This is a genomic window from Elusimicrobiota bacterium (assembly GCA_041660925.1).
GTDB lineage: Bacteria > Elusimicrobiota > Elusimicrobia > UBA1565 > UBA1565 > JBAZUV01.
The window spans coordinates 172,719-193,040 of sequence record JBAZVI010000007.1 but is presented as its reverse complement, the minus strand read 5'-3'; the positions used below and the strand labels follow the sequence as shown (position 1 = coordinate 193,040).

Here is a 20,322-nt window from a genome sequence, read left to right as displayed (position 1 = left end):
GGGCCGAGCTTAGCGCGCCTTTTCGGACGCCTTCAAAAGGAAGTCGGTGCTCTTTTGGAAGGGCTCCCTACGCAGGAAGCGGCGCAGGGGGAACTCGACGGACGGCCGTTCGTCGGTGACCGGCGGCCAGCGCTTCAGGTAGTCCCGGAGCTCGGCCTCGCTCACCCGGAAGCCCGAGCGCACGTCCGCCTCCGACAGCCCCCCGAACACCCGGCCCTCCACGCGCGCCTTCAGGCGGCGGTCGATCGCGCCTTTCGGCCACTCGAAGGGGCGCCGCGAGCCGAAGACCAGCACGCCGCGGATGTTCGGATGGTTCCAGACCGCGATGTGCGGGAAGGAGGCGGCCGCGGCGCTCAGGATGCGCCAGTAGTCCTCCTCGAAGGAGAAGAGGGGGAGCCAGAGCGTGAAGACGCCCTCCTCGGAGAGGCGCCCGCGGGCCATCTCCATGAAGTCGCGGCTGTAGAGGTTGACGGCGCCCGCGCTGTAGAGGGGCGGCGAGGCGTCCACGATGATGACGTCGTAGCGGCGTCCGGCGCGCAGGAGGAAGCTCCGCCCGTCCTCGACGAAGACCTTCCGGCCCGGTCCGGCGAGCAGGGAGGGGAGGTCGGGCTGGAAGCGGACGACGTTGCGGGCCACGGCGTCCACGAGCTCGACGGCGTGCACCGTCTCGGCGCCCAGGCGCAGGGCGGCGCGCAGCGTCGTCCCGGTCCCCAGGCAGATGACGAGGACCGCGCGCGGGCGCTCGAGCATCACGTCCGGCAGCACGGCCATGAGCGCCCCGTTGAGCCCCACCCCCGAGGTCAGGATCCCGTTGATGAGCAGGTAGCGCTCGCCGCGGGCGTCGACGCCGGTCGCGGTCCCGGCGGGGGACTCGTCGTGGAAGAGGAGGGACGAGGGGCCGACGGCATGACGCAGGCGCTGGAGCAGGGCCTGCGGGCCGCGGTCGCGCCAGGCGCCGGCGCCGGCGGCGGCGACGGCGAGCAGGAGGAGGAGCTCCGCGCGGCGCAGGCGCGGTCCCCGGGCGCGCGCGAGCGCGAGCAGGCCGACGAAAGCGGAGAGGGCCGAGAGTCCCCAGAAGGCGCCGTGGCAGCCGAAGAGGCGGATGAGGGCGAAGCCGGCGACCAGCGAGCCCAGGATCCCTCCGGCGGTGTTCGCGGCGTAGAGCACGCCGACCGGTCCGCCCGCGCCGGCCGGACTCACGACCCGCGCGGCGGCGGGGAAGAGGAGCCCCATGACGAAGGCCGCCGGGAACACCGCGAGCAGCGCCCGTCCGGCGAGCGCCGGGAAATCCCCCAGGCGGGTCAGCGGCGAATAGAGGTAGTCCGGGGAGTCGAGCAGGAGCGAGAGGACGTCCGTGCTCCAGAGACTCAGGAAGGCGGCGGCGGCGAGCAGGAGCTCGAGCCGGGCGAAGGAGCGCCAGGGGTCCTCCTCCTTCAGACGCTCCTCGAGCGCCGAGCCCGCCGCGATGCCGACGAGATAGGCGACGAGCAGGAGGCTGAACGCGTAGACCGAGTTGCCGAGCAGGGGGATGAGCTGGCGGGACCAGAGGACCTCGTAGCCGAGGGCCGCGAAGCCGGAGAGCGCGAAGAGGGGGTAGATCGGGCTCGGGGGGACGGGAGCCGTCGGCGCCGGAGCCGCGTTCTCCGCCGGCCGCCGCGAGGCGGCGAGGGCGAGCGCCGCCGCCGCGACCTGCAGGGCCGCGCCGAAGGCGAGCGTCGCGGTCTCACCCCATTCTCCGAGCATCCAGAAGGCCGTCCCCAGGGCGCCGAGGGCCGCGCCGAGCGTGTTCGCCGCGTAGAGCCGGCCGACGCGGCCGGGCGCGGCCTGGCAGAGCACCGGGAGGGTCGCGCCGAGGAAGAAGGTCGGCAGGAGCAGCGGCGGTCCGGCGAGCGAGAGACGCAGCAGGGTCTCGAGCAGGAGGTCCGGCGTCTCCGCTCCGCCGAACGCGGCGACGACGGCGGGCATGCGGCGCATCGCGAAGCTCCCGGCGAGCGCCGCGGCGCAGGCGGCGAGCTCGAGGAGCGCGTAGAGGCGCAGCCAGTCGTGCCGGCCCCGCGCCCAGCGGGCGCCGGCCAACGAGCCCAGCACCAGCCCCGCCATGTAGAGGGCGACGAGCGCGCTGACCGCGTGGACGGTGACGCCGAAGGTCCGCTCCAGTCCCCGCAGCCAGACGGTCTCGAAGACGAGGGCGGCCGCTCCCGAGAAGAGCATCAGGAGGAGCGCGGTGCGTTCGACGGAAGGGCGTCGGTCGTTCACGGGAGCGCGCATTCTATCATACGCCCCCGGAGGAGGGCCGGGCGATATGATATGATGGCCCCTGTTCGCGGGCCCCGGATTCGCCGAAACGGGGCCTCGGCGGCAGGGGCAAATGCAGATTGGCATCGTCGGTTTGCCGAACGTCGGGAAGTCCACCCTTTTCAACGCCCTCACCTCCGGCCACGCCGCCAGTTCCAACTATCCCTTCACCACCATCGACCCCAACGTCGGGGTCGTCCAGGTCCCCGACGCGCGCCTCGCGCGGCTCACCGAGATCTTCAAGCCCAAGAAGACGACGCCCGCCTACGTCCGCTTCGTGGACATCGCCGGGCTCGTGAAGGGGGCCTCTCAGGGCGAGGGGCTCGGGAACCAGTTCCTCTCCCACATCCGCGAGGTGGACGCCATCGCCCACCTCGTGCGGCTCTTCCAGGACCCCGACGTCGTGCACACGATGGGCGGCGTCGACCCGGTGCGCGACATCGAGGTCATCGAGACCGAGCTCATCCTCGCCGACCTCGCCAGCCTCGAGCGTCAGTTCGACAAGGTCCAGGGAAAGGCCCGCACCGGCGACAAGAAGGCGGCGCTCGCGCTGGTCGCCCTGGAGAAGGTGAAGAAGGGGCTCGAGGCGGGCAAGCCCGCCTCCGCGCTCGGCCTCCCCGAGGCCGACCTGCGCGAGCTCTTCCTGCTCACCGCCAAGCCGCTGATCTTCGTGGGCAACACCGACGAGAAGCCGAGGGCCGAGGACATCGCCCGCTTCGAGGCGGCCGCGAAGGCGCGCGGGGTGCCCTGCCTGACCCTCTGCGGCAAGCTCGAGGCCGAGATCGCCCAGCTCTCCGAGGAGGACCGCGGACCGTTCCTCGCGGACCTCGGGCTCGCGCAGACGGGCCTCGAGCGCGTCATCCTCTCGGCCTACAAGCTGCTCGGCCTGCAGAGCTTCTTCACCGGCGGCGAGGACGAGGTGCGCGCCTGGACCGTCGTCTCCGGCTCCCGCGCTCCCCAGGCGGCCGGGGTCATCCACACCGATTTCGAGAAGGGCTTCATCCGCGCCGAGGTCTATTCCTACGGGGACATCGACAAGTACGCCTCGGAGGCCGAACTGCGCGCGCGGGGACTGATCCGCTCGGAGGGGAAGGAGTATGTCGTCCAAGACGGCGACGTCTGTTTCTTCAAGTTCAGCTCCTAGCGCTCCGCCGGCCGTGGAGCTGGTGAAGCCGCGCTGCCGCCATTTCGGCGACTGCGGCGGCTGCCGCATCCAGGACCTCGCCTACGACGACCAGCGCGCGAAGAAGGGCGCCGAACTCCAGCGCCTCTTCGAGCCGCGCGGCTGGACGCAGGCCATCCCGGTGCACCCCTCCCCCGAGACCTTCTTCTACCGCAACAAGATGGAGTACTCCTTCCAGGACGTCTTCCCGCCGCCGCCGCCCGGCGAGGACCGCGTCCTGCTCGGGCTCAAGCGCAAGAACCGGTGGGACAAGGTGATGACGCTGCAGGAGTGCTTCCTGCTCTCCCCGGAGTCCAACGAGCTCCTCGCCGGCGTCCACGGCTGGGCGCGGCGCGAGAACCTCGACCCCTTCAACCTGCACAAGCACACCGGCTTCCTGCGCCACCTCGTCGTGCGCGAGGGCAAGAACACCGGCGAGCGGCTCGTCATGCTCGTCACCTCCCCCGGGGCCTTCCCGGCGCAGTCCTTCGTCGAGGCCGTGCGCGCCTGCTATCCCGCGACGACGATCCTGCGCGGGATCAACGGCGGGAAGTCCGATACCGCGCAGTCGCAGAACGTCGAGCTCCTCTACGGGCCCGGCTTCATCCACGACTCGCTGCTCGGCAAGCGCTTCCGCGTCTCGCCCTACTCCTTCATGCAGACGAACACCCGCGGCGCGGAGCTGCTCTACGGCCTGCTCGTCGAGTGGCTCCAGGACCTCGGGGCGAAGAACCTCCTCGACCTCTACTCGGGCTGCGGCGGCATCGCGCTCTCGGCCGCCTCCTCCTGCGAGCAGGTCATGGGCGTCGAGGTCGTCGAGTCCGCCGTCACGGACGCGCGCCACAACGCCGAGCTCAACGGCGTGCGCAACGCGCAGTTCCTCGCCGCGAAGGTCGAGGAGTTCCTCCCCGGCCTCGCCGCGCAGGGCATCGACGTGGACACCGTCGTCACCGACCCCTCGCGCGCCGGCCTGCACCCCGCCGCGGTGAAGGCGCTCAAGGAGCTCGCGCCCAAGCACGTGCTCTACGTCTCCTGCAACCCGAAGTCGCAGTGCGAGGACATCGGCCGCCTCCAGGAGATCTACGACATCCTCCGCGTCGAGGCCGTGGACCTCTTCCCGCACACCGACCACGTCGAGAGCGTGGCGCTCCTGCGACGCACGTTCTGAACGGTCCCGGGGCATGACGACGGACGCCCCTCCCGCCGCGGACCGACCGAAGACGACCTCCTGGACGCTCCTCCTCGCCGGCCTCCTCTGCGCCGCGGGCTACGGTCTGCTCGTCTCCGGGATGCGCTCCTCCTCGGCGGTCTACGACGAGACCGGCTACCTTCCCGCGGGCTACAGCTACCTGCGCTGGGGCGACCGCCGGCTGAACCCGGAGCATCCTCCGCTCACGAAGCTCCTGGCGGCGCTGCCGCTGCTCTCCATGGGGCTCCTCCCCGAAAGTCCCGCGTTCGGTCCGGGCGAGCGCACGGAGGCGCCGGGGAGCGTCGCGGCGCTCAAGCGGGCCTGGCTCGCGGCGAAGACGGACGTCCAGGCTCAGTGTCTCTTCGGCCATCACTTCCTCTATGGGCTCCGCCCCGAGGCCCTTCGCCGCCTCGGCGTGGAGCGCGTCGCGGACATCCCGACGACCCGGCGGCTGGAGAAGGGGGACTTCCTCAACGACCCGGACCGGATGCTCCTGCGCGCCCGGCTCGCGTGCTCGGCGTTCTGGCTCCTGCTCGTCCTCTTCGTCTTTCTTTGGGCGCGCGAGCTCCACGGCGGGGCAGGGGGGGTGTTCGCCCTCGCGCTCGCCGCCTTCGACCCGAACCTCCTCGCGCACGGCGCGCTGGCGACCACGGACGCCGGGGCCGCCGCGTTCCTCTTCGGCGCGCTCTACTTCTTCTGGCGGAGCGCCCGGCGCCTCGACCTCCCCTCCGTTGCCGGCTTCCTCGCCTGCTTCGCCCTCTCCTTCGCGACGAAGCACACCGCCGTGCTCCTGCCGCTGCTGTGCGCCGCCGCCGGCGCCGGCCGCGTCCTTTCGGCCGAGCCCTGGCCCGTCGGGGCGGGCGCGCGGGCGTTCGCGGGCCGCGGCCGCAAGGCGCTGGTCCTGCTGGGACTCCTCCTCGCCGGGGCCCTCTGCGCGTACGCCGCGCTCTGGGCCGCCTACGGCTTCCGCTTCTCGGCGATGAAGGGCCCCGGGAGCGAACCGCTCCCGCTCGAATCGGTACTTGCGCCGGGCCCGAGCGGCGCAAGTGCGGCGCGAGAGGAGACCGGCCTGCGCGCCGTGCTCGCCGTCTCGTCATTGAAGGCGCGCGCGGCGCGCTGGGCGAGCGCGCGGCGGCTCCTCCCCGAGGCCTACCTCTACGGGATGGCGTATGCGGACCGCAGCGCCGGCGCGCGAGGCGCCTTCCTGCTCGGGAGACGCTCCGAGCGCGGCTGGTGGTACTACTTCCCCGCGGCCTTCCTCTTCAAGACGCCGCTCCTTGCGATGCTCGCGGCGGCGGCGGGACTCCTCCTGCTCGCCCGCAGACCGGCTCTTACGTTCCTGCTGGGGCCGATCCTCGTCTACATGGCGGCGGCGATGTCTTCTCACCTGAACATCGGACTCCGCCACATCCTCCCGGTCTATCCGTTCCTCCACGTCGCGGCGGGGGCTTTGGCGGAGCCGTGGTCGCGCTGGCGGCCGGCGCTGCGCCGCCCGACGGCCGCCGCGGCTCTCGCGCTCGTCGCGCTGTCCTCGTCGGTCGTCTTCGCGCCTCCGTGGCGACCGGCCGTCGTCGCTCCGCACTTCCTCTCCTACTTCAACGAGCTGGCCGGAGGCCCGCGCCGCGGTTGGAAGGTCCTCGTGGACTCGAACCTCGACTGGGGCCAGGACCTCGGCGGGCTCGGCCGCTGGCTCGAGGCGCGCGGCGTCACGGAGCCGATCGGCCTCTGCTATTTCGGCATGGCGGACCCGCGCTGGCATCGCATCGCGCACGTCAATCTCCCCTGCGGTTATCCTTTCGAGGAGCAGAAGGGCTTCGACCGGGCGCCGCGTCCGGGCTACCTCGCCGTCAGCGCGACGCACCTGCAGGGCGTCTACCTCTCACCGGAGCTGCGCGCCGAGTGGGCGCGCTTCCTGAAGGACGCCCGCCTCGTCGACGTCGTCGGAGGCTCCATCTTCGTCTACCGCCTATGACGAACGACGCTAGCCCCCGGAAGGCCTTCACCCGCTTCGCCGCCGTCTTCTCCTTCGGCTTCTCCAGCGGCCTGCCGCTCCTGCTCACCGCCTCCACGCTGCAGGCGTGGATGGTCGACGCGAAGGTGGACATCACGGTCATCGGCCTCTTCTCGCTGGTCGGACTGCCCTACACCCTCAAGTTCCTCTGGGCGCCGCTCATGGACCGCTTCGTGCCGCCCTTCCTCGGGCGCCGGCGCGGCTGGATGCTGACGGCCCAGCTCGCGCTCATGGCGGCCATCGCGGCGGTCGGCTTCAGCGACCCCGCCGCGCGGCCCTCGGCCGTCGCGGCGCTCGTGCTGGCCGTGGCGTTCTTCAGCGCGAGCCAGGACGTCGCGGTCGACGCCTACAACACCGAGCTCCTGCACCGCTCGGAGTACGGCCTGGGTTCGACGGTGTACGCGACCGGCTACCGGGTCGCCATGGTGGTCTCGGGCTCGCTCGCGCTCATCCTCGCCGACCACCTGCCCTGGAAGGTCGTCTACCTCCTCATGGCGGCCGCGATGCTCTTCGGGGTCGCCGCCTCCTTTCTCGCGCCGGAGCCCCGGCTCTCCGTGAAGCCGCCGGCCGCGCTCTCCGAGGCCATCGTCGCCCCGCTCGCCGAGTTCTTCCGGCGTCCCGGCGCCTGGGAGATCCTGCTCTTCATCGTCCTCTACCGCGTCGACTACAACATGATCTGGAACATGACGACGCCCTTCGTGCTCGACGCCGGCTTCACGAAGACGGACGTGGGCGTCGTGACCAAGGGCATCGGCATGGCCGCCACCATCGCGGGCGGCCTGCTCGGCGGCGTGCTGATGCTGCGCATCGGCCTCAAGCGGGCGCTCGTGTCCTTCGGGGTCGCGCAGGCGGCCACGGGCCTCGCCTATACCTGGCTCGCCCACATCGGACACAGCTACCCGATGATGGTGACGGCCATCACGCTGGAGAACCTCTGCGGCGGCATGGCCAACGCCGCGCTGACCGCGCTCCTGATGAGTCTCTGCGACAAGCGCTACACCGCGACCCAGTTCGCGCTCATCACGAGCTTCATGGCTCTCTCGCGCTACGCGGGCAGCGCGCCCTCCGGCTTCCTGGTCAAAGGGCTCGGCTGGGAGAACTTCTTCCTGCTCTGCGTCTTCACCGGCATCCCCGCCCTGCTCATGCTGCTGCGCTTCGAACGCTGGACCTTTCCCAAAGAAGAAGTCCTCTCCGAATAAACGCGTTTAAACGCTCTTTAGGCTCCGATTGGGCCCAAGGGCCTACCTTATCATGCCCCATTCGCACCTATGCGTGGGCGGGGGGGTCTGGTATCCTTTAAACATGACGGCAAAGGCGGCGACGGTCCTCTTCCTCCTGAGCGTGCTCGCGGGCAGTCCTCCTGCCCGGGCCGAGCTCCCCATCGGAGGCAGCGCCGCGTTCGGACAGGCGGCCGCCGTCGAGAGTCAGGGACAGAGCGCCCGTTCCTCCGGGCGCATCGAGGACTCCGCCGCGCTGGCCGGGCAGACCGTCGACAACGGGCGGGCCGACGGAGCCGTCGTCGAAGGGCGAGACTCCTCGGGCCGTCCGCGGCTCGCGCCCGCCGCGGAAGGCGAGAAGAAGGTGAAGACGGACGCGGTTCCCGCACCCGGAAAGAAGAGCGGGAGCGGGTGGACCAAAGGCGACACCGCCAAGGTCGTCGGGGGCGGGGTCCTCTCCGGCCTCATCGGCTTCGCCGATGACGGCATGATGGGCGGCATCATCTGGGGAGCCATCGGTCTCGGAGCCGCCTACTTGATGGTCAAAGGCGACTACGGCGGGGCGCTCGGGACCGCAATCGGCAGCATCGCGGGAAGCCTCCTGGGCGGACCCATCGGAAGCATCATCGGCGGCCTCGTCGGCGGGATCATCGGCCACTTCCTCGGCGAATCCCTCGGTTTCAATAAAAAGAAGGAATAGGCCTTGACAAAACATCGGATTGCCTGTATCATTACTTCAGTTGTGAAATAAGTAACAGCGTTAATAGTATAACAGCTAAACATAAAAAATGAATACCGAGGCAGGAAACCAGCTGGAGCAGGACGCGGAGGGGGCGAGCGCCCCCGAGAAAAGCGTCGAGCGTCTGGCCCTCTACCGGCGCCTCCTGGGCTACGCGCGCGACGACGGAAAGAAGACCATCTTCTCCCATGAGATCGCCGCCGCCTCCTGCGCCAGCCCCGTTCAGGTGCGCCGGGACCTCATGGAAGTCGGCACGCTCGGGCACCCGCGCCACGGCTACGAGGTGGACGTGCTCCTGCGCCAGCTCGACGGCTACTTCGGCATGCCCGCCGGCATCCCGATGGCGCTCGTCGGCATCGGCAATCTCGGGCGCGCCATCCTCGGCTACTTCTCGGGCGGCAAGGACCACATCTCCGTGAACGCGGCGTTCGACCGGGACCCGGGGAAGACGGGCCGCACCATCAACGGCGTGCGCTGTCACGCCGTCTCCGAGCTCCCCGCGGTGCTCGCGGCCGCGCCGGTGCAGGTCGGCATCATCGCCGTGCCCGCGGCCGAGGCGCAGGCCGTGGCGGACCTCCTCGTGGCCGCCGGGGTGCGCGGGCTCATGAACATGGCGCCCGCGCGTCTGCGCGTGCCGCCGAAGGTCTTCGTCGAAGACATCGATATCGCGCTGGCCATCGAGAAGGTCTCGTTCTTCTCGCGCCTGCGCGTGAAGTCGTAATCCGGGAGGGTCTATGGCTCGGACGGTCGAGCAGGTTCTCGAGGCGCATCCCAAGGCGGGACGCGACGCGCTCATCCCGCTGCTCCAGGAGGTGCAGGAGGTCGAAGGCTACCTCTCCCGGGCGAACATGGAGCGCATCGCGCGGCACCTCAACATCTCGTCGGCCAAGGTCTACGGCGTCGCGAGCTTCTACAACCAGTTCCGCTTCTACAAGCCGGGCAAGTACCTCGTCCAGCTCTGCCGCGGCACGGCCTGCCACGTGAAGGGCTCGCTGCCCCTGCTCGAGGCGCTGCAGCGCGAGCTCAAGATCGAGCCCGGGCAGACGACCCGCGACGGACTCTTCAGCATCGAGGTCGTCGCCTGCATCGGCGCCTGCGGCCTGGCGCCCGTCGTCGCCGTCAACGGGGAGTTCCACGCGGCGATGACGAAGGCCCGCCTCCCCCGGCTCATCGACGAGTACCGCAAGAGGGCCGTCCAATGAACACCCCGCTCCGGGAGCTCTGCTGCGAGAAGTGCTGGCACGGCGACGAGAAGCCCTGCCCCAAGTACGCGGCCTGCATCACCGAGGGACCGCTCTGCCATCCGAGCGCCGAGTGCCGCGCGAAGCGCGAGCGCTTCGTCGCCGCGAACCGGCGCGAGGGGCTCTCGCGGCCCGTCGTCTACGTCGGCGCCGGGACCTGCGGTCTCGGCGCGGGCGCCGGCAAGGTGCTGGACGCCGTGCGCGGGCATCTGAAGGCGAAGGGGGTCGAGGCCGACGTCGTCGAGGTCGGCTGCATCGGCTACTGCGTCGCCGAGCCCATCGTGGACGTCCAGCTTCCCGGCCGCTGGCGCGTCTCCTATAAGAACGTCCAGCCGGAGGCGGTCCCCGCGCTGCTGGACGCGGCGCTCGCCGGGAAGGTCGCGCAGGCGGAGGACGTCCTCGGGCAGCTCCCCGTCGCCGGCGCCGAGGCCTGGCCGGGGGTGCGGCGCCTTCTCGACGAGCACCCCTTCTTCAAGCCGCAGATGCGCTGGGTCCTCGAGAACTGCGGCCTCCTGGACCCGAAGAACCTCGAGGAGTATCTCGCGCGCGGCGGCTACCGGGCGCTCGCCAAGGCCGTCGGCTCGATGACGCGCGAAGAGGTCTGCGACGAGGTGGAGAAGAGCGGGGTGCGCGGCCGCGGGGGCGGCGGCTTCCCGACGGGGAAGAAGTGGAAGTTCGCGCTGAACACCCCCGCCGACCAGAAGTACTTCATCTGCAACGCCGACGAGGGCGACCCGGGCGCCTTCATGGACCGGGCGGTCATCGAGGGCGACCCGCACCGGGTGCTCGAAGGCCTCGCCATCGGCGCCTACGCCATCGGCGCCTCGACCGCCTACGTCTACATCCGCGCCGAGTACCCGCTGGCCATCGCGCACCTCAAGAAGGCCATCGCCGACGCCGGGCGCTGGGGCCTCCTCGGCAAGAACGTCTTCGACAGCGGCTTCAGCCTCAAGGTCGTCATCAAGCAGGGCGCCGGCGCCTTCGTCTGCGGCGAGGAGACGGCGCTCATGCACAGCATCGAGGGGCGCCGCGGCATGCCGCGCCCGCGCCCGCCTTTCCCGGCGGTCAGCGGGCTCTTCGGGAAGCCGACGGTCATCAACAACGTCGAGACCCTCGCGAACCTGCCCTCCATCCTGACCCGCGGCGCGGCCTGGTACTCCTCGGTCGGCACGGCGACGAGCAAGGGCACCAAGGTCTTCGCGCTCTCGGGGAAGATCGTCAACACCGGCCTCGTCGAGGTCGCGATGGGCACGAAGGTGCGCGAGATCATCCATACCGTGGGCGGCGGCTGCATCGGCGGCAAGCGCTTCAAGGCCGTGCAGATGGGCGGCCCCTCGGGCGGCTGCATCGCCGAACAGCATCTCGACATCGAGATCGACTACGAGTCGCTCAAGAAGGTCGGGGCCATCATGGGCTCCGGCGGCATGGTGGTCATGGACGAGGACACCTGCATGGTGGACGTGGCGAAGTTCTTCATGGACTTCACCCAGCGCGAGAGCTGCGGCAAGTGCATCAGCTGCCGCGAGGGCACCAAGCAGATGCTCGAGACCCTCAAGCAGATCACCCGCGGGCCCCGCCAGGAGCACGGCACCGACGCCCTGAGCCGCATGCAGAGCGTCATGGCCCTGCATCGGCTCGCCGAGGTCATCAAGGAGACGAGCCTCTGCGGACTCGGGCAGACGGCCCCCAACCCCGTGCTGAGCACCCTGCGCTGGTTCATGGACGAGTACGAGGCCCACGTCTACGAGCGGCGCTGCCCTTCGAAGGTGTGCAAGGACCTGCTGACCTTCCGCATCGACGAGGCGAAGTGCATCGGGTGCACCCTCTGCGCCAAGAAGTGCCCGGCCGGGGCCATCAAGGGGGCGCTGAAGTCCCCGCACTACGTCGTGGCCGAGAAGTGCATCGGATGCGGCGGCTGTCTGGACGCCTGCAGGAAGGACGCGGTCCTGGTCGCATAGGGAGAGGATCATGGCGACGATCACGGTCAACGGAAAGACGGTCGAGGCGAAGCCCGGAGAGATGCTCCTCAAGACGCTCGAGCGCGCCGGGGTGAAGGTCCCGACGCTGTGCAACCTGCGCGACCGCTTCCCGAGCGGCGCCTGCCGGATGTGCGTCGTCGAGTGCGAGGGCCAGGCGAACCTCGTGCCGAGCTGCGCGTTCCCCGCCGCCGACGGCATGAAGGTGAAGACCCACTCCCCGCGCGTGCTCCGCGCGCGCCAGACCATCGTCGAGCTCCTGCTCGCCAGCCATCCCGACGACTGCCTCTACTGCGTGCGCAACAACGACTGCGAGCTCCAGGCCCTCGCCGAGGAGAACGGCGTGCGCCAGCGCCGCTACGCGAAGCCGGTGCGCGAGCCCGAGATCGACAACTCGAGCGAGGCCATCGTGCGCGAGCAGTCGAAGTGCATCCTCTGCGGGCGCTGCGTGCGCGTCTGCGAGGAAGTCATGGGGGTCTCGGCGATCGACTTCGTCGCGCGCGGCAGCCGCGCGCGCGTGGCCTCCGCCTTCGATTCCGGCCTCAACCTCTCCAAGTGCGTGAGCTGCGGGCAGTGCGTCGTGGTCTGCCCCACCGGCGCGCTGCGCGAGCAGGACCATCTCAAGGCGGTCCTCGCCGCGCTCGGCGACCCCGCGAAGCACGTCGTCGTCCAGCACGCTCCCAGCGTCTCGGTGACCCTCGGCGAGTACTTCGGCGTGAAGCCCGGCAAGGACGTCGACGGTCTCCTCGTCGCCGCGCTGCGGCGCATGGGCTTCGCCCGCGTCTTCGACACCGGCTTCGCCGCCGACCTCACGATCATGGAGGAGGCCTCCGAGCTCGTCGACCGGGTGACGAAGAAGAAGCCCCTGCCCATGATGACGAGCTGCTCGCCGGGCTGGATCAACTTCGTCGAGGCCTTCTTCCCGAAGTACCTGCCCAACCTCTCCTCCTGCAAGAGCCCGCAGCAGATGCTGGGCGCGCTCATCAAGACCTTCTACGCCGAACGGGAGAAGATCGCTCCCGAGACGATCTTCAGCGTCAGCGTCATGCCCTGCACGGCGAAGAAGGGGGAGGCCTCCCGCGAGCAGATGCTGCGCGAGGGGATGCCCGACGTGGACGCGGTGCTCACGACGCGCGAGCTCGCGCGGATGATCCGGACGCAGGGCCTCGACTTCGACTCCCTCGAGCCCGAGACGGCCGACACCCTGCTCGGCGCCCGCAGCTCGGCCGGCAAGATCTTCGGCGCCTCCGGCGGGGTCATGGAGGCCGCGCTGCGCACCGCCCACTGGATGCTCACCGGCGAGGAGATGGCGCAGCTCGAGGTCAAGGAGGTCCGCGGCCTGGAGGGGATCAAGGAGGCGACGCTGCGCATCGGCGAGCTGACCGTCCGCGCCGCGGTCGCCAGCGGCCTGGGCAACGCCCGCCGGCTGCTCGAGGACATGGAGAAGGGCCTGCGCCACTACCACTTCATCGAGGTCATGACCTGCCCCGGCGGCTGCATCGCGGGCGGAGGCCAGCCCTACTTCACGAACCCCGAGCGCGTGAAGGCGCGCGCGGCCGCGCTCTACGAGATCGACCGCAAGGAGACCCTGCGCGTCTCGCACCGCAATCCGATGGTGCAGCGGGTCTACAAGGAGTTCCTGGGAGAGCCGCTCGGGCACAGGAGCCACGAGCTGCTCCACACGACCTACGCGCCGCGGACGGCGGCGGTCTAGAGAGGAACGAGAGACTCCCATGCGCATCGGCGACGCCCCGCTGGTCAGCACGATCAAGGAGAAGTGCCGGATGTGCTACACCTGCGTCCGGGAGTGCCCCGCCAAGGCCATCCAGGTCGCCTACGGCCAGGCCAGCATCGTGGCGCAGCGCTGCATCGGCTGCGGCAACTGCATCCGGGTCTGCGGGCAGAAGGCGAAGAAGGTCTACTCCTCCATCGAGGGGGCGGAGCTCCTCCTGCGCGGCGGCCGTCCCACGGTGGCGATCGTCGCCCCGAGCTGGCCGGCCGAGTTCTCCGAGCTCGACGACGAGGCCTTCGCCGGGACCCTGCGCGCGCTCGGCTTCGCCGGCGTCCACGAGGTCTCCTTCGGCGCGGACCTCGTCGCGAAGGAGTACTCGCGCCTGCTCTCGGAGACCGACGGCCGCTACATCGCGACGACCTGCCCGGCGGTGGTCTCCTACATCGAGAAGTACGTCCCCGACCTCCTGCCGGCGATGATCCCCGTGGTCTCGCCCATGATCGCCACCGCCCGCGTCGTGCGCCGCCTGCGGGGAGGGGACGTCTCCGTCGTCTTCGTCGGCCCCTGCATCGCCAAGAAGGGGGAGGCCGTCGACGAGGAGGTCGCCGGCGAGGTCCACGCGGCGCTGACCTTCGGCGAGCTGCGCCAGATGATCGTCGAGCATGCCGTCGACTCCTCCCGCGTCGAGCGCGGAGCCTTCGACCCCCCGCACGGGGGGCTCGGCGGACTCTTCCCGGTCTCGCGCGGCCTGCTCCAGGCCGCACGGATGGAGGAGGACCTGCTGCGCGGCGACCTCATGGTCGTCGACGGGAAGGTGAACTTCTGGGCCGCCATCCGGGAGTTCCGCAAGGACCCGGGCGACGTCCGGCTCATGGAGGTCCTCTCCTGCCACGGCTGCATCATGGGCCCCGGCTTCAGCCGCGAGGAGCCCATCCTCGAGCGCCGCCACCGCGTCACGCAGGCGGTGAAGAAGGGGCAGGCGGTCCTCGACAAGGCGCGCTACGCCGAGGACCTGCGCCTCCACGGCGATATCTCGCTGCGCCGCGGCTTCACGGCCTTCGACCAGCGCATCGAGCGCCCCTCCGACACCGAGATGGCCTGCATCCTCGCGCTCATGGGCAAGACGAAGCCCGAGGACGAGCTCAACTGCGGCGCCTGCGGCTACGCCACCTGCCGCAAGCACGCGACCGCGGTCTACCGCGGCCTCGCGGAGGTCGAGATGTGCCTGCCCTACGCCATCGAGCACCTGCGCACGACGGTGCAGGCGCTCGAGCGCTCGCACCAGGACCTCAGCGCCGCCAAGGAGGCGCTGACTCAGAGCGAGAAGCTCGCCAGCATGGGGCAGGTCGCCGCCGGCATCGCCCACGAGGTCAACAACCCCCTCGGCGTCGTGCTCCTCTATACGAACCTCCTCCTCGAGAAGTGCTCCGAGCGCGTCGACATGAAGGAGGACCTCTCCCTCATCGTCGAGCACGCCGAGCGCTGCAAGAAGATCGTCGCCGGCCTGCTCAACTTCGCGCGCCAGAACAAGGTCTTCCGGCAGCCGACGGACGTCGGCCGCCTCCTCGAGAAGGCCGTCGGCTCGGTCCAGGTCCCCGAGAGCATCCGCGTCGTCCTGCGCACCGACGCCGAGGACCCTTCGGCGGACCTCGACCCCGACCAGATGATGCAGGTGCTCACGAACATGATCTCCAACGCCGTGGCCGCGATGCCGGGAGGGGGGACGCTGACCCTGCGCGCGGCGGGCGACGCCGCGAACGTCGAGCTCGCGGTCGCCGACACCGGCGTCGGGATCCCCAAGGAGAACATGAAGAAGGTCTTCGAGCCCTTCTTCACGACCAAGCAGGTGGGCAAGGGGACCGGCCTCGGCCTGGCGATGTGCCACGGCATCGTGAAGATGCACTGCGGACAGATCCGGGCGGACTCCAACGCGAACCCCGCGGCCGGACCGACGGGGACGACGTTCACGATCACCCTGCCGAGACGGGAGCCGTAGCAAGGAGACGGATTATGAGCGACAAGAAGGCGCGCATCCTCCTCATCGACGACGACGTGGACTTCCTCGCCCAGCAGCGCATCCGCTTCGAGGCGGCCGGCTACGAGGTGCACGCGGCCGAGGGGCCGGACAAAGGCCGGGCGATGATCCTCGAGGTCGACCCCGACCTCGTGCTCGTGGACCTCATGATGGGGCAGATGGACGCGGGGATCGTGCTCGCGCACGAGTTCAAGAAGGCGCGCCCCGAGCGCCCCGTCATCCTCGTCACCGGCGTCACCCGGGAGACGGGCCTCGTCTTCGACGTCGCGGGGCCCGACGAGAAGGCCTGGCTCAAGGTGGACAAGGTGCTGGCCAAGCCGGTGCGCTTCGAGCAGCTCCGGCGCGAGGTCGAGATGCTGCTCGCGCGCAAGCGGCAGGCGAAGTCGTGACGAGCGAGCGGCTGAAGGTCCTGGTGGTCGACGACGAGGCGGTGCTCTGCACCGGCGTTCGGCGCATCCTCGAGCCCCTGAAGATCGAGGTGAAGGATGCCGGCGTCGAGGCGACCTTCGAGGTGAAGACCGTCGGCAACGGGGCGGAGTGCCTCAAGGCGCTGGAGGCCGACCGCCCCGACGTGCTCGTGCTCGACTACAAGCTCCCCGACATGACCGGGCTCGACATCCTTCACCGCGCGACGCCGGCGCAGAAGGACATCCTCGTCATCATGGCGACCGCCTACGCGTCGCTGGAGACCGCGGTGCGCGCCACGAAGCTCGGCGCCTACGACTTCCTCGCCAAGCCCTTCACGCCCGACGAGCTGCGCTACGCCCTGCGCAAGGCGACGACGCACGTCGTCCTGAGCCGCAAGGCCCGGGTGCTCGAGGCCGAGAAGCGCAAGATCCGCTTCGAGTTCATCTCCGTGCTCTCCCACGAGCTCAAGGCTCCGCTCAACGCGGTCGAAGGCTACATGGAGATCCTCAAGGAGCGCACGAAGGGCGACGAGCTCTTCATGGTCGAGCGCAGCCTCACGCGGCTCTCCGGGATGAAGAAGCTCATCTACGACCTGCTCGACATGACCCGCATCGAGTCGGGCCACAAGAAGCGCGACCTCAAGACCGTCGACCTCGCCGAGGTCGTGAAGAACGCGATGGAGGCCGTCGAGCGCGAGGCGCAGGGGCGCGGCATCGTCCTCCACCTCGACGCCGGCCCCGGGACGGCGCTCATCGCCGACGCGAGCGAGCTGGAGATCGTCGCCAACAACCTCGTCTCCAACGCCGTCAAGTACAACCGCGACGGCGGGCGCGTCGACATCGTCCTCAAGCGCTCGGGCGACGCGCTGACCTTCTCCGTGCGCGACACCGGCATCGGGCTCTCGCCGGAGGACGCCGCGAAGCTCTTCAAGGAGTTCACGCGGATCCGCAACGAGCACACCGCCCGCATCCTCGGCAGCGGTCTCGGCTTATCCACGGTGCGAAAACTCGCTAGAATGTACGGAGGCGACGCGACCGTGGAGAGCCGTCCCGGCGAGGGCAGCACCTTCACCGTCATCTTGAAAGACGCTCCGGCCGAAAGCACGGCCGAAACCGCCGCACGGGGGGACGCTCATGGCGCGAGTACTCGTCATTGACGACGATCAGGACATCGCAAAGGCCACGGCGATGATGCTCGAGGCGGGCGGCCACAAGGCCGAGATCGAGCTCAACGAGAAGAAAGCCGTCGAGCGCGTCGGGCAGGTGAAGCCCGACGTCGTCGTGCTCGACGTGATGTTCCCCGGCAACGACACCGCCGGCTTCGAGCTGGCGCGGGACATCCATTCGAAGTACGAGAAGCTTCCGATCGTCATGGTCACCTCGGTCAACGAGCACGGGAAGCTCGGCTTCAGCGGCGCGGACGTCGACCCGTCCTGGCTCCCGGTCAGCGAGTTCATCGAGAAGCCGGTCAAGAAGGAGCGCCTGCTCGAGCTGGTCCGAAAGTTCACCGCGAAGTAGCCGCCGTCGTCCGTCGGATGCCGTGAGAGGCCGGCCGTACGCCTCTTGGAGGAGCCGTGAAACGCCGTACTGTCGCGCGCGCGGGGAGGGGGCGGGTGTCCCCCGTCCGTCCCATGTCCGCCCCGCGCGCCCTGCCCGGGAGGCGCCCGTGAGGGAGACCCCCAAGGGCGACCGCCTCGCGCTCGGCCTCTTCGGCCGCGTCAACGCCGGGAAATCGAGCCTGCTCAACCTCATCGCCGGCCAGGACGTCTCCATCGTCTCCGAGGTCCCCGGCACGACCACCGACGTCGTCGAGAAAGCCATGGAGCTCCTGCCGCTGGGCCCCGTGCTCCTGCTCGACACCGCCGGCGTCGACGACCGCTCCGAGCTCGCCGCGCGCCGCGTCGAGCGCACGGCCCGGATCTTCTCGCGCGCCCACCTCGCCGTGCTCGTCGTCGAGAGCGGCGTCTGGGGGGAGCCCGAGGAGGAGGTCGTGCGCGCCTGCGCCGGGCGGAAGCTGCCGCTGGTCGCCGTGGTGAACAAGACCGACCTGCGGCCGCCGGAGCCCGCCTTCCTGGAGGCCGTGCGCGCGAAGGCGGCGAAGGTGCTGACGGTCTCGAGCGTCGGGAAGGGCGGCCGCGACGCCTTCCTGCACGCTTTCAAGGGGGCGCTCATCGACCTCGTCCCGGCCGACTTCGTCCAGCCGCCGCCTCTGCTCTCCGACCTCGTCGCCGCGGGCGGCCTCGTCGTCTTCGTCGTCCCCATCGACCTCGAGGCGCCCAAGGGACGGCTCATCCTTCCCCAGGTGCAGAGCATCCGCGAGGCGCTCGACGCCGACGCGATGTGCCTGACCGTCAAGGAGAGCGGCCTGAAGGCCGCCTTCGCCTCCTTCTCGCGCCGGCCGGACCTCGTGGTCTGCGACTCGCAGGCGGTGCGCCAGGTCCTCGACGACACCCCTCCCGGGGTCGCCGCCACGACCTTCTCCATCCTCTTCGCGCGGGCGAAGGGCGACCTCGTCGAGGCCGCCCGCGGCGGCGCGCGCCTGCGCTTCATCCGGCCGGGCGAGCGCGTGCTCATCGCCGAGGGCTGCACGCACCACGCCGTCGACGGCGACATCGGCCGCGTGAAGCTCCCGCGCTGGCTGCGCGAGGCGGCGGGCGGAGAGGTCCTCGTCGACGTCGTCAGCGGGAAGGACTTCCCCGCGGAGCTGGGCGGCTATCGGGCGGTCATCCACTGCGGCGGCTGCACCTTGAACCGCCGGGAGATGCTCTCCCGCGTGGAGGCCGCGCGCAGCGCGGGGACGAGCGTCACGAACTACGGAGTGGCCATCGCGGCGCTCCAGGGCGTCGCGCGCCGGGTGCTGGAGCCGTTCCCGCAGGCGCGGCGGGCGTACGAGCAGGAAGAGGGGTTCGCGTCGGCTCGGGCGGACGCGGGAGGCCGGAGATGAGCATCGACCACGGGCGGATCGTGGAGGAACTGAAGGAGACCTCGAAGCCGGACCCCGCGCGGGTCCGCGAGGTCCTGGCGAAGGCGCGCGAGCTCAAGGGGCTCGACCTTCCCGACGTCGCCGTCCTCATGCGCACGACCGACCGGGAGCTCGTGCACGCCTGCTACGAGACCGCGCGCTTCGTCAAGCGCGAGATCTACGGCAACCGCATCGTCTACTTCGCCCCGCTCTACGTCTCGAACCTCTGCAAGAACGACTGCGCCTACTGCGCCTTCCGCGCCGAGAACCGCGGCCTCAAGCGCAAGGCCCTGAGCAAGGACGAGATCCTGCGCGAGACCGAGTCGCTCATCGAGCAGGGGCACAAGCGCGTGCTCCTCGTCTCGGGCGAGGACTACCCGGAAGGCGGGCTCCAGTACGTCTTCGACGCGATCGACGCGATCTATTCCGTGCGCACCCCGAAGGGGAGCATCCGCCGCGTCAACGTCAACATCGCGCCCCTCACGCTCCCCGAGTTCCAGCGGCTCAACGAGCACAAGATCGGCACCTATCAGATCTTCCAGGAGACCTACCACGAGGTGAGCTACCGCGGCCTGCACCCGCGCGGGCCGAAGGCCGACTACCGGTATCGTCTGGAGACGGTGGGCCGCGCCTTCGAGGCGGGGATCGCCGACGTGGGCGTCGGCGTGCTCTTCGGGCTCTACGACTGGCGCTACGAGGTCCTCGCGCTGCTGGGTCACGTGCGCGCGCTCGAGAAGAGCCACGGCCTGGGGCCGCACACGATCTCGGTGCCGCGCATCGAGCCCGCCGAGGGCTCGGCGCTGAGCGCGCGGCCGCCCTACGCGGTCACCGACGCGGAGTTCAAGAAGATCATCGCCATCTTCCGCATGGCCGTGCCCTATACGGGGATCATCCTCAGCACGCGGGAGAGCATCCCCATGCGGCGGGCGGCGCTCGACCTGGGGGTCTCGCAGATCTCGGCGGGCTCGCGCACGGCTCCCGGCGGCTACGGGGAGGGGGGGAGCGGAGCGCAGTTCTCCCTCGGCGACACGCGGCCGCTCAACGAGGTCGTCTACGACGTGCTGAAGATGGGGCACATCCCGTCCTTCTGCACGGGCTGCTACCGTCGCGGGCGCGTGGGCAAGGACTTCATGGACCTCGCCAAGCCCGGCCTCATCAAGCAGCACTGCCTTCCCAACGCGATGCTGACCTTCGCCGAGTACCTCTACGACTTCGCCGACCCCGACCTGAGCCAGAAGGGCTTCGACGTCATCCGGGTCATGCTCGAGCGCGAGGTCGTCAGCGAGCCCCTGCGCGTGAAGGTCGGCGAGCTGCTGCGCCGCGTGCGCAACGGCGAGCGGGACCTCTACCTCTGAG

General features: G+C 70.1%; 16 protein-coding genes. 15 read left to right on the top strand and 1 reads right to left on the bottom strand.

The features are described 5' to 3' along the window. Positions 1-9: 9 nt before the first annotated feature. Positions 10-2,256, bottom strand: coding sequence for a fused MFS/spermidine synthase (locus WC969_11380; protein MFA6030448.1), 2,247 nt, complete (start codon positions 2,254-2,256; stop codon positions 10-12). A 112-nt stretch (positions 2,257-2,368) separates the two neighbouring features. On the opposite strand from WC969_11380, the gene ychF reads away from it, so the two are divergent. The 15 genes from ychF to hydG all read left to right on the top strand — a co-directional run bounded on the left by ychF (position 2,369) and on the right by hydG (position 20,321). Continuing rightward, a complete protein-coding gene (ychF, locus tag WC969_11375) occupies positions 2,369-3,439 on the top strand; it encodes a redox-regulated ATPase YchF (protein ID MFA6030447.1) in 1,071 nt (356 codons plus the stop codon). Positions 3,440-3,461: 22 nt separating this feature from the next. Continuing rightward, a complete protein-coding gene (gene rlmD / locus WC969_11370; GenBank protein ID MFA6030446.1) occupies positions 3,462-4,625 on the top strand; it encodes a 23S rRNA (uracil(1939)-C(5))-methyltransferase RlmD in 1,164 nt (387 codons plus the stop codon). A gap of 13 nt (positions 4,626-4,638) precedes the next feature. Further along, on the top strand, positions 4,639-6,618 hold the full coding sequence (locus WC969_11365; GenBank protein MFA6030445.1) for a glycosyltransferase family 39 protein: 1,980 nt from the start codon (positions 4,639-4,641) through the stop codon (positions 6,616-6,618). Next, the gene (locus WC969_11360; GenBank protein ID MFA6030444.1) at positions 6,615-7,856 is read left to right on the top strand and encodes an AmpG family muropeptide MFS transporter; all 1,242 of its coding nucleotides are present in this window, start codon (positions 6,615-6,617) and stop codon (positions 7,854-7,856) included. Before WC969_11365 ends, WC969_11360 begins: the two co-directional genes overlap by 4 nt. 103 nt (positions 7,857-7,959) lie before the next feature. Further along, positions 7,960-8,574 (top strand): hypothetical protein, encoded by a 615-nt coding sequence (locus WC969_11355; GenBank protein ID MFA6030443.1) that lies wholly within the window; start codon positions 7,960-7,962, stop codon positions 8,572-8,574. Between the two features lie 88 nt (positions 8,575-8,662). After that, a complete protein-coding gene (locus tag WC969_11350) occupies positions 8,663-9,334 on the top strand; it encodes a redox-sensing transcriptional repressor Rex (GenBank protein MFA6030442.1) in 672 nt (223 codons plus the stop codon). Positions 9,335-9,347: 13 nt separating this feature from the next. After that, complete coding sequence (locus WC969_11345; GenBank protein ID MFA6030441.1) at positions 9,348-9,815, top strand: NAD(P)H-dependent oxidoreductase subunit E; 468 nt, start codon at positions 9,348-9,350, stop codon at positions 9,813-9,815. Beyond that, positions 9,812-11,812 (top strand): NADH-ubiquinone oxidoreductase-F iron-sulfur binding region domain-containing protein, encoded by a 2,001-nt coding sequence (locus WC969_11340; protein MFA6030440.1) that lies wholly within the window; start codon positions 9,812-9,814, stop codon positions 11,810-11,812. The genes WC969_11345 and WC969_11340 overlap by 4 nt, the downstream gene beginning before the upstream one ends. Before the next feature lie 10 nt (positions 11,813-11,822). After that, entirely contained in the window at positions 11,823-13,544 is a 1,722-nt protein-coding gene (locus WC969_11335) for an NADH-dependent [FeFe] hydrogenase, group A6 (GenBank protein MFA6030439.1), read from the top strand. A gap of 19 nt (positions 13,545-13,563) precedes the next feature. Then, a complete protein-coding gene (locus WC969_11330; GenBank protein ID MFA6030438.1) occupies positions 13,564-15,558 on the top strand; it encodes a [Fe-Fe] hydrogenase large subunit C-terminal domain-containing protein in 1,995 nt (664 codons plus the stop codon). Positions 15,559-15,572: 14 nt separating this feature from the next. Beyond that, positions 15,573-15,986 carry a response regulator gene (locus WC969_11325; GenBank protein MFA6030437.1) on the top strand — a complete coding sequence of 138 codons (414 nt, stop codon included), beginning with the start codon at positions 15,573-15,575 and terminating at the stop codon, positions 15,984-15,986. After that, complete coding sequence (locus WC969_11320) at positions 15,983-17,161, top strand: hybrid sensor histidine kinase/response regulator (protein MFA6030436.1); 1,179 nt, start codon at positions 15,983-15,985, stop codon at positions 17,159-17,161. Before WC969_11325 ends, WC969_11320 begins: the two co-directional genes overlap by 4 nt. Next, entirely contained in the window at positions 17,139-17,522 is a 384-nt protein-coding gene (locus tag WC969_11315) for a response regulator (GenBank protein ID MFA6030435.1), read from the top strand. The genes WC969_11320 and WC969_11315 overlap by 23 nt, the downstream gene beginning before the upstream one ends. Positions 17,523-17,670: 148 nt before the next feature. Beyond that, positions 17,671-18,948, top strand: a complete 1,278-nt coding sequence (gene hydF / locus WC969_11310) for a [FeFe] hydrogenase H-cluster maturation GTPase HydF (protein ID MFA6030434.1) — start codon at positions 17,671-17,673, stop codon at positions 18,946-18,948. Beyond that, positions 18,945-20,321, top strand: a complete 1,377-nt coding sequence (gene hydG, locus WC969_11305) for a [FeFe] hydrogenase H-cluster radical SAM maturase HydG (protein ID MFA6030433.1) — start codon at positions 18,945-18,947, stop codon at positions 20,319-20,321. The genes hydF and hydG overlap by 4 nt, the downstream gene beginning before the upstream one ends. Position 20,322 lies beyond the last annotated feature (1 nt).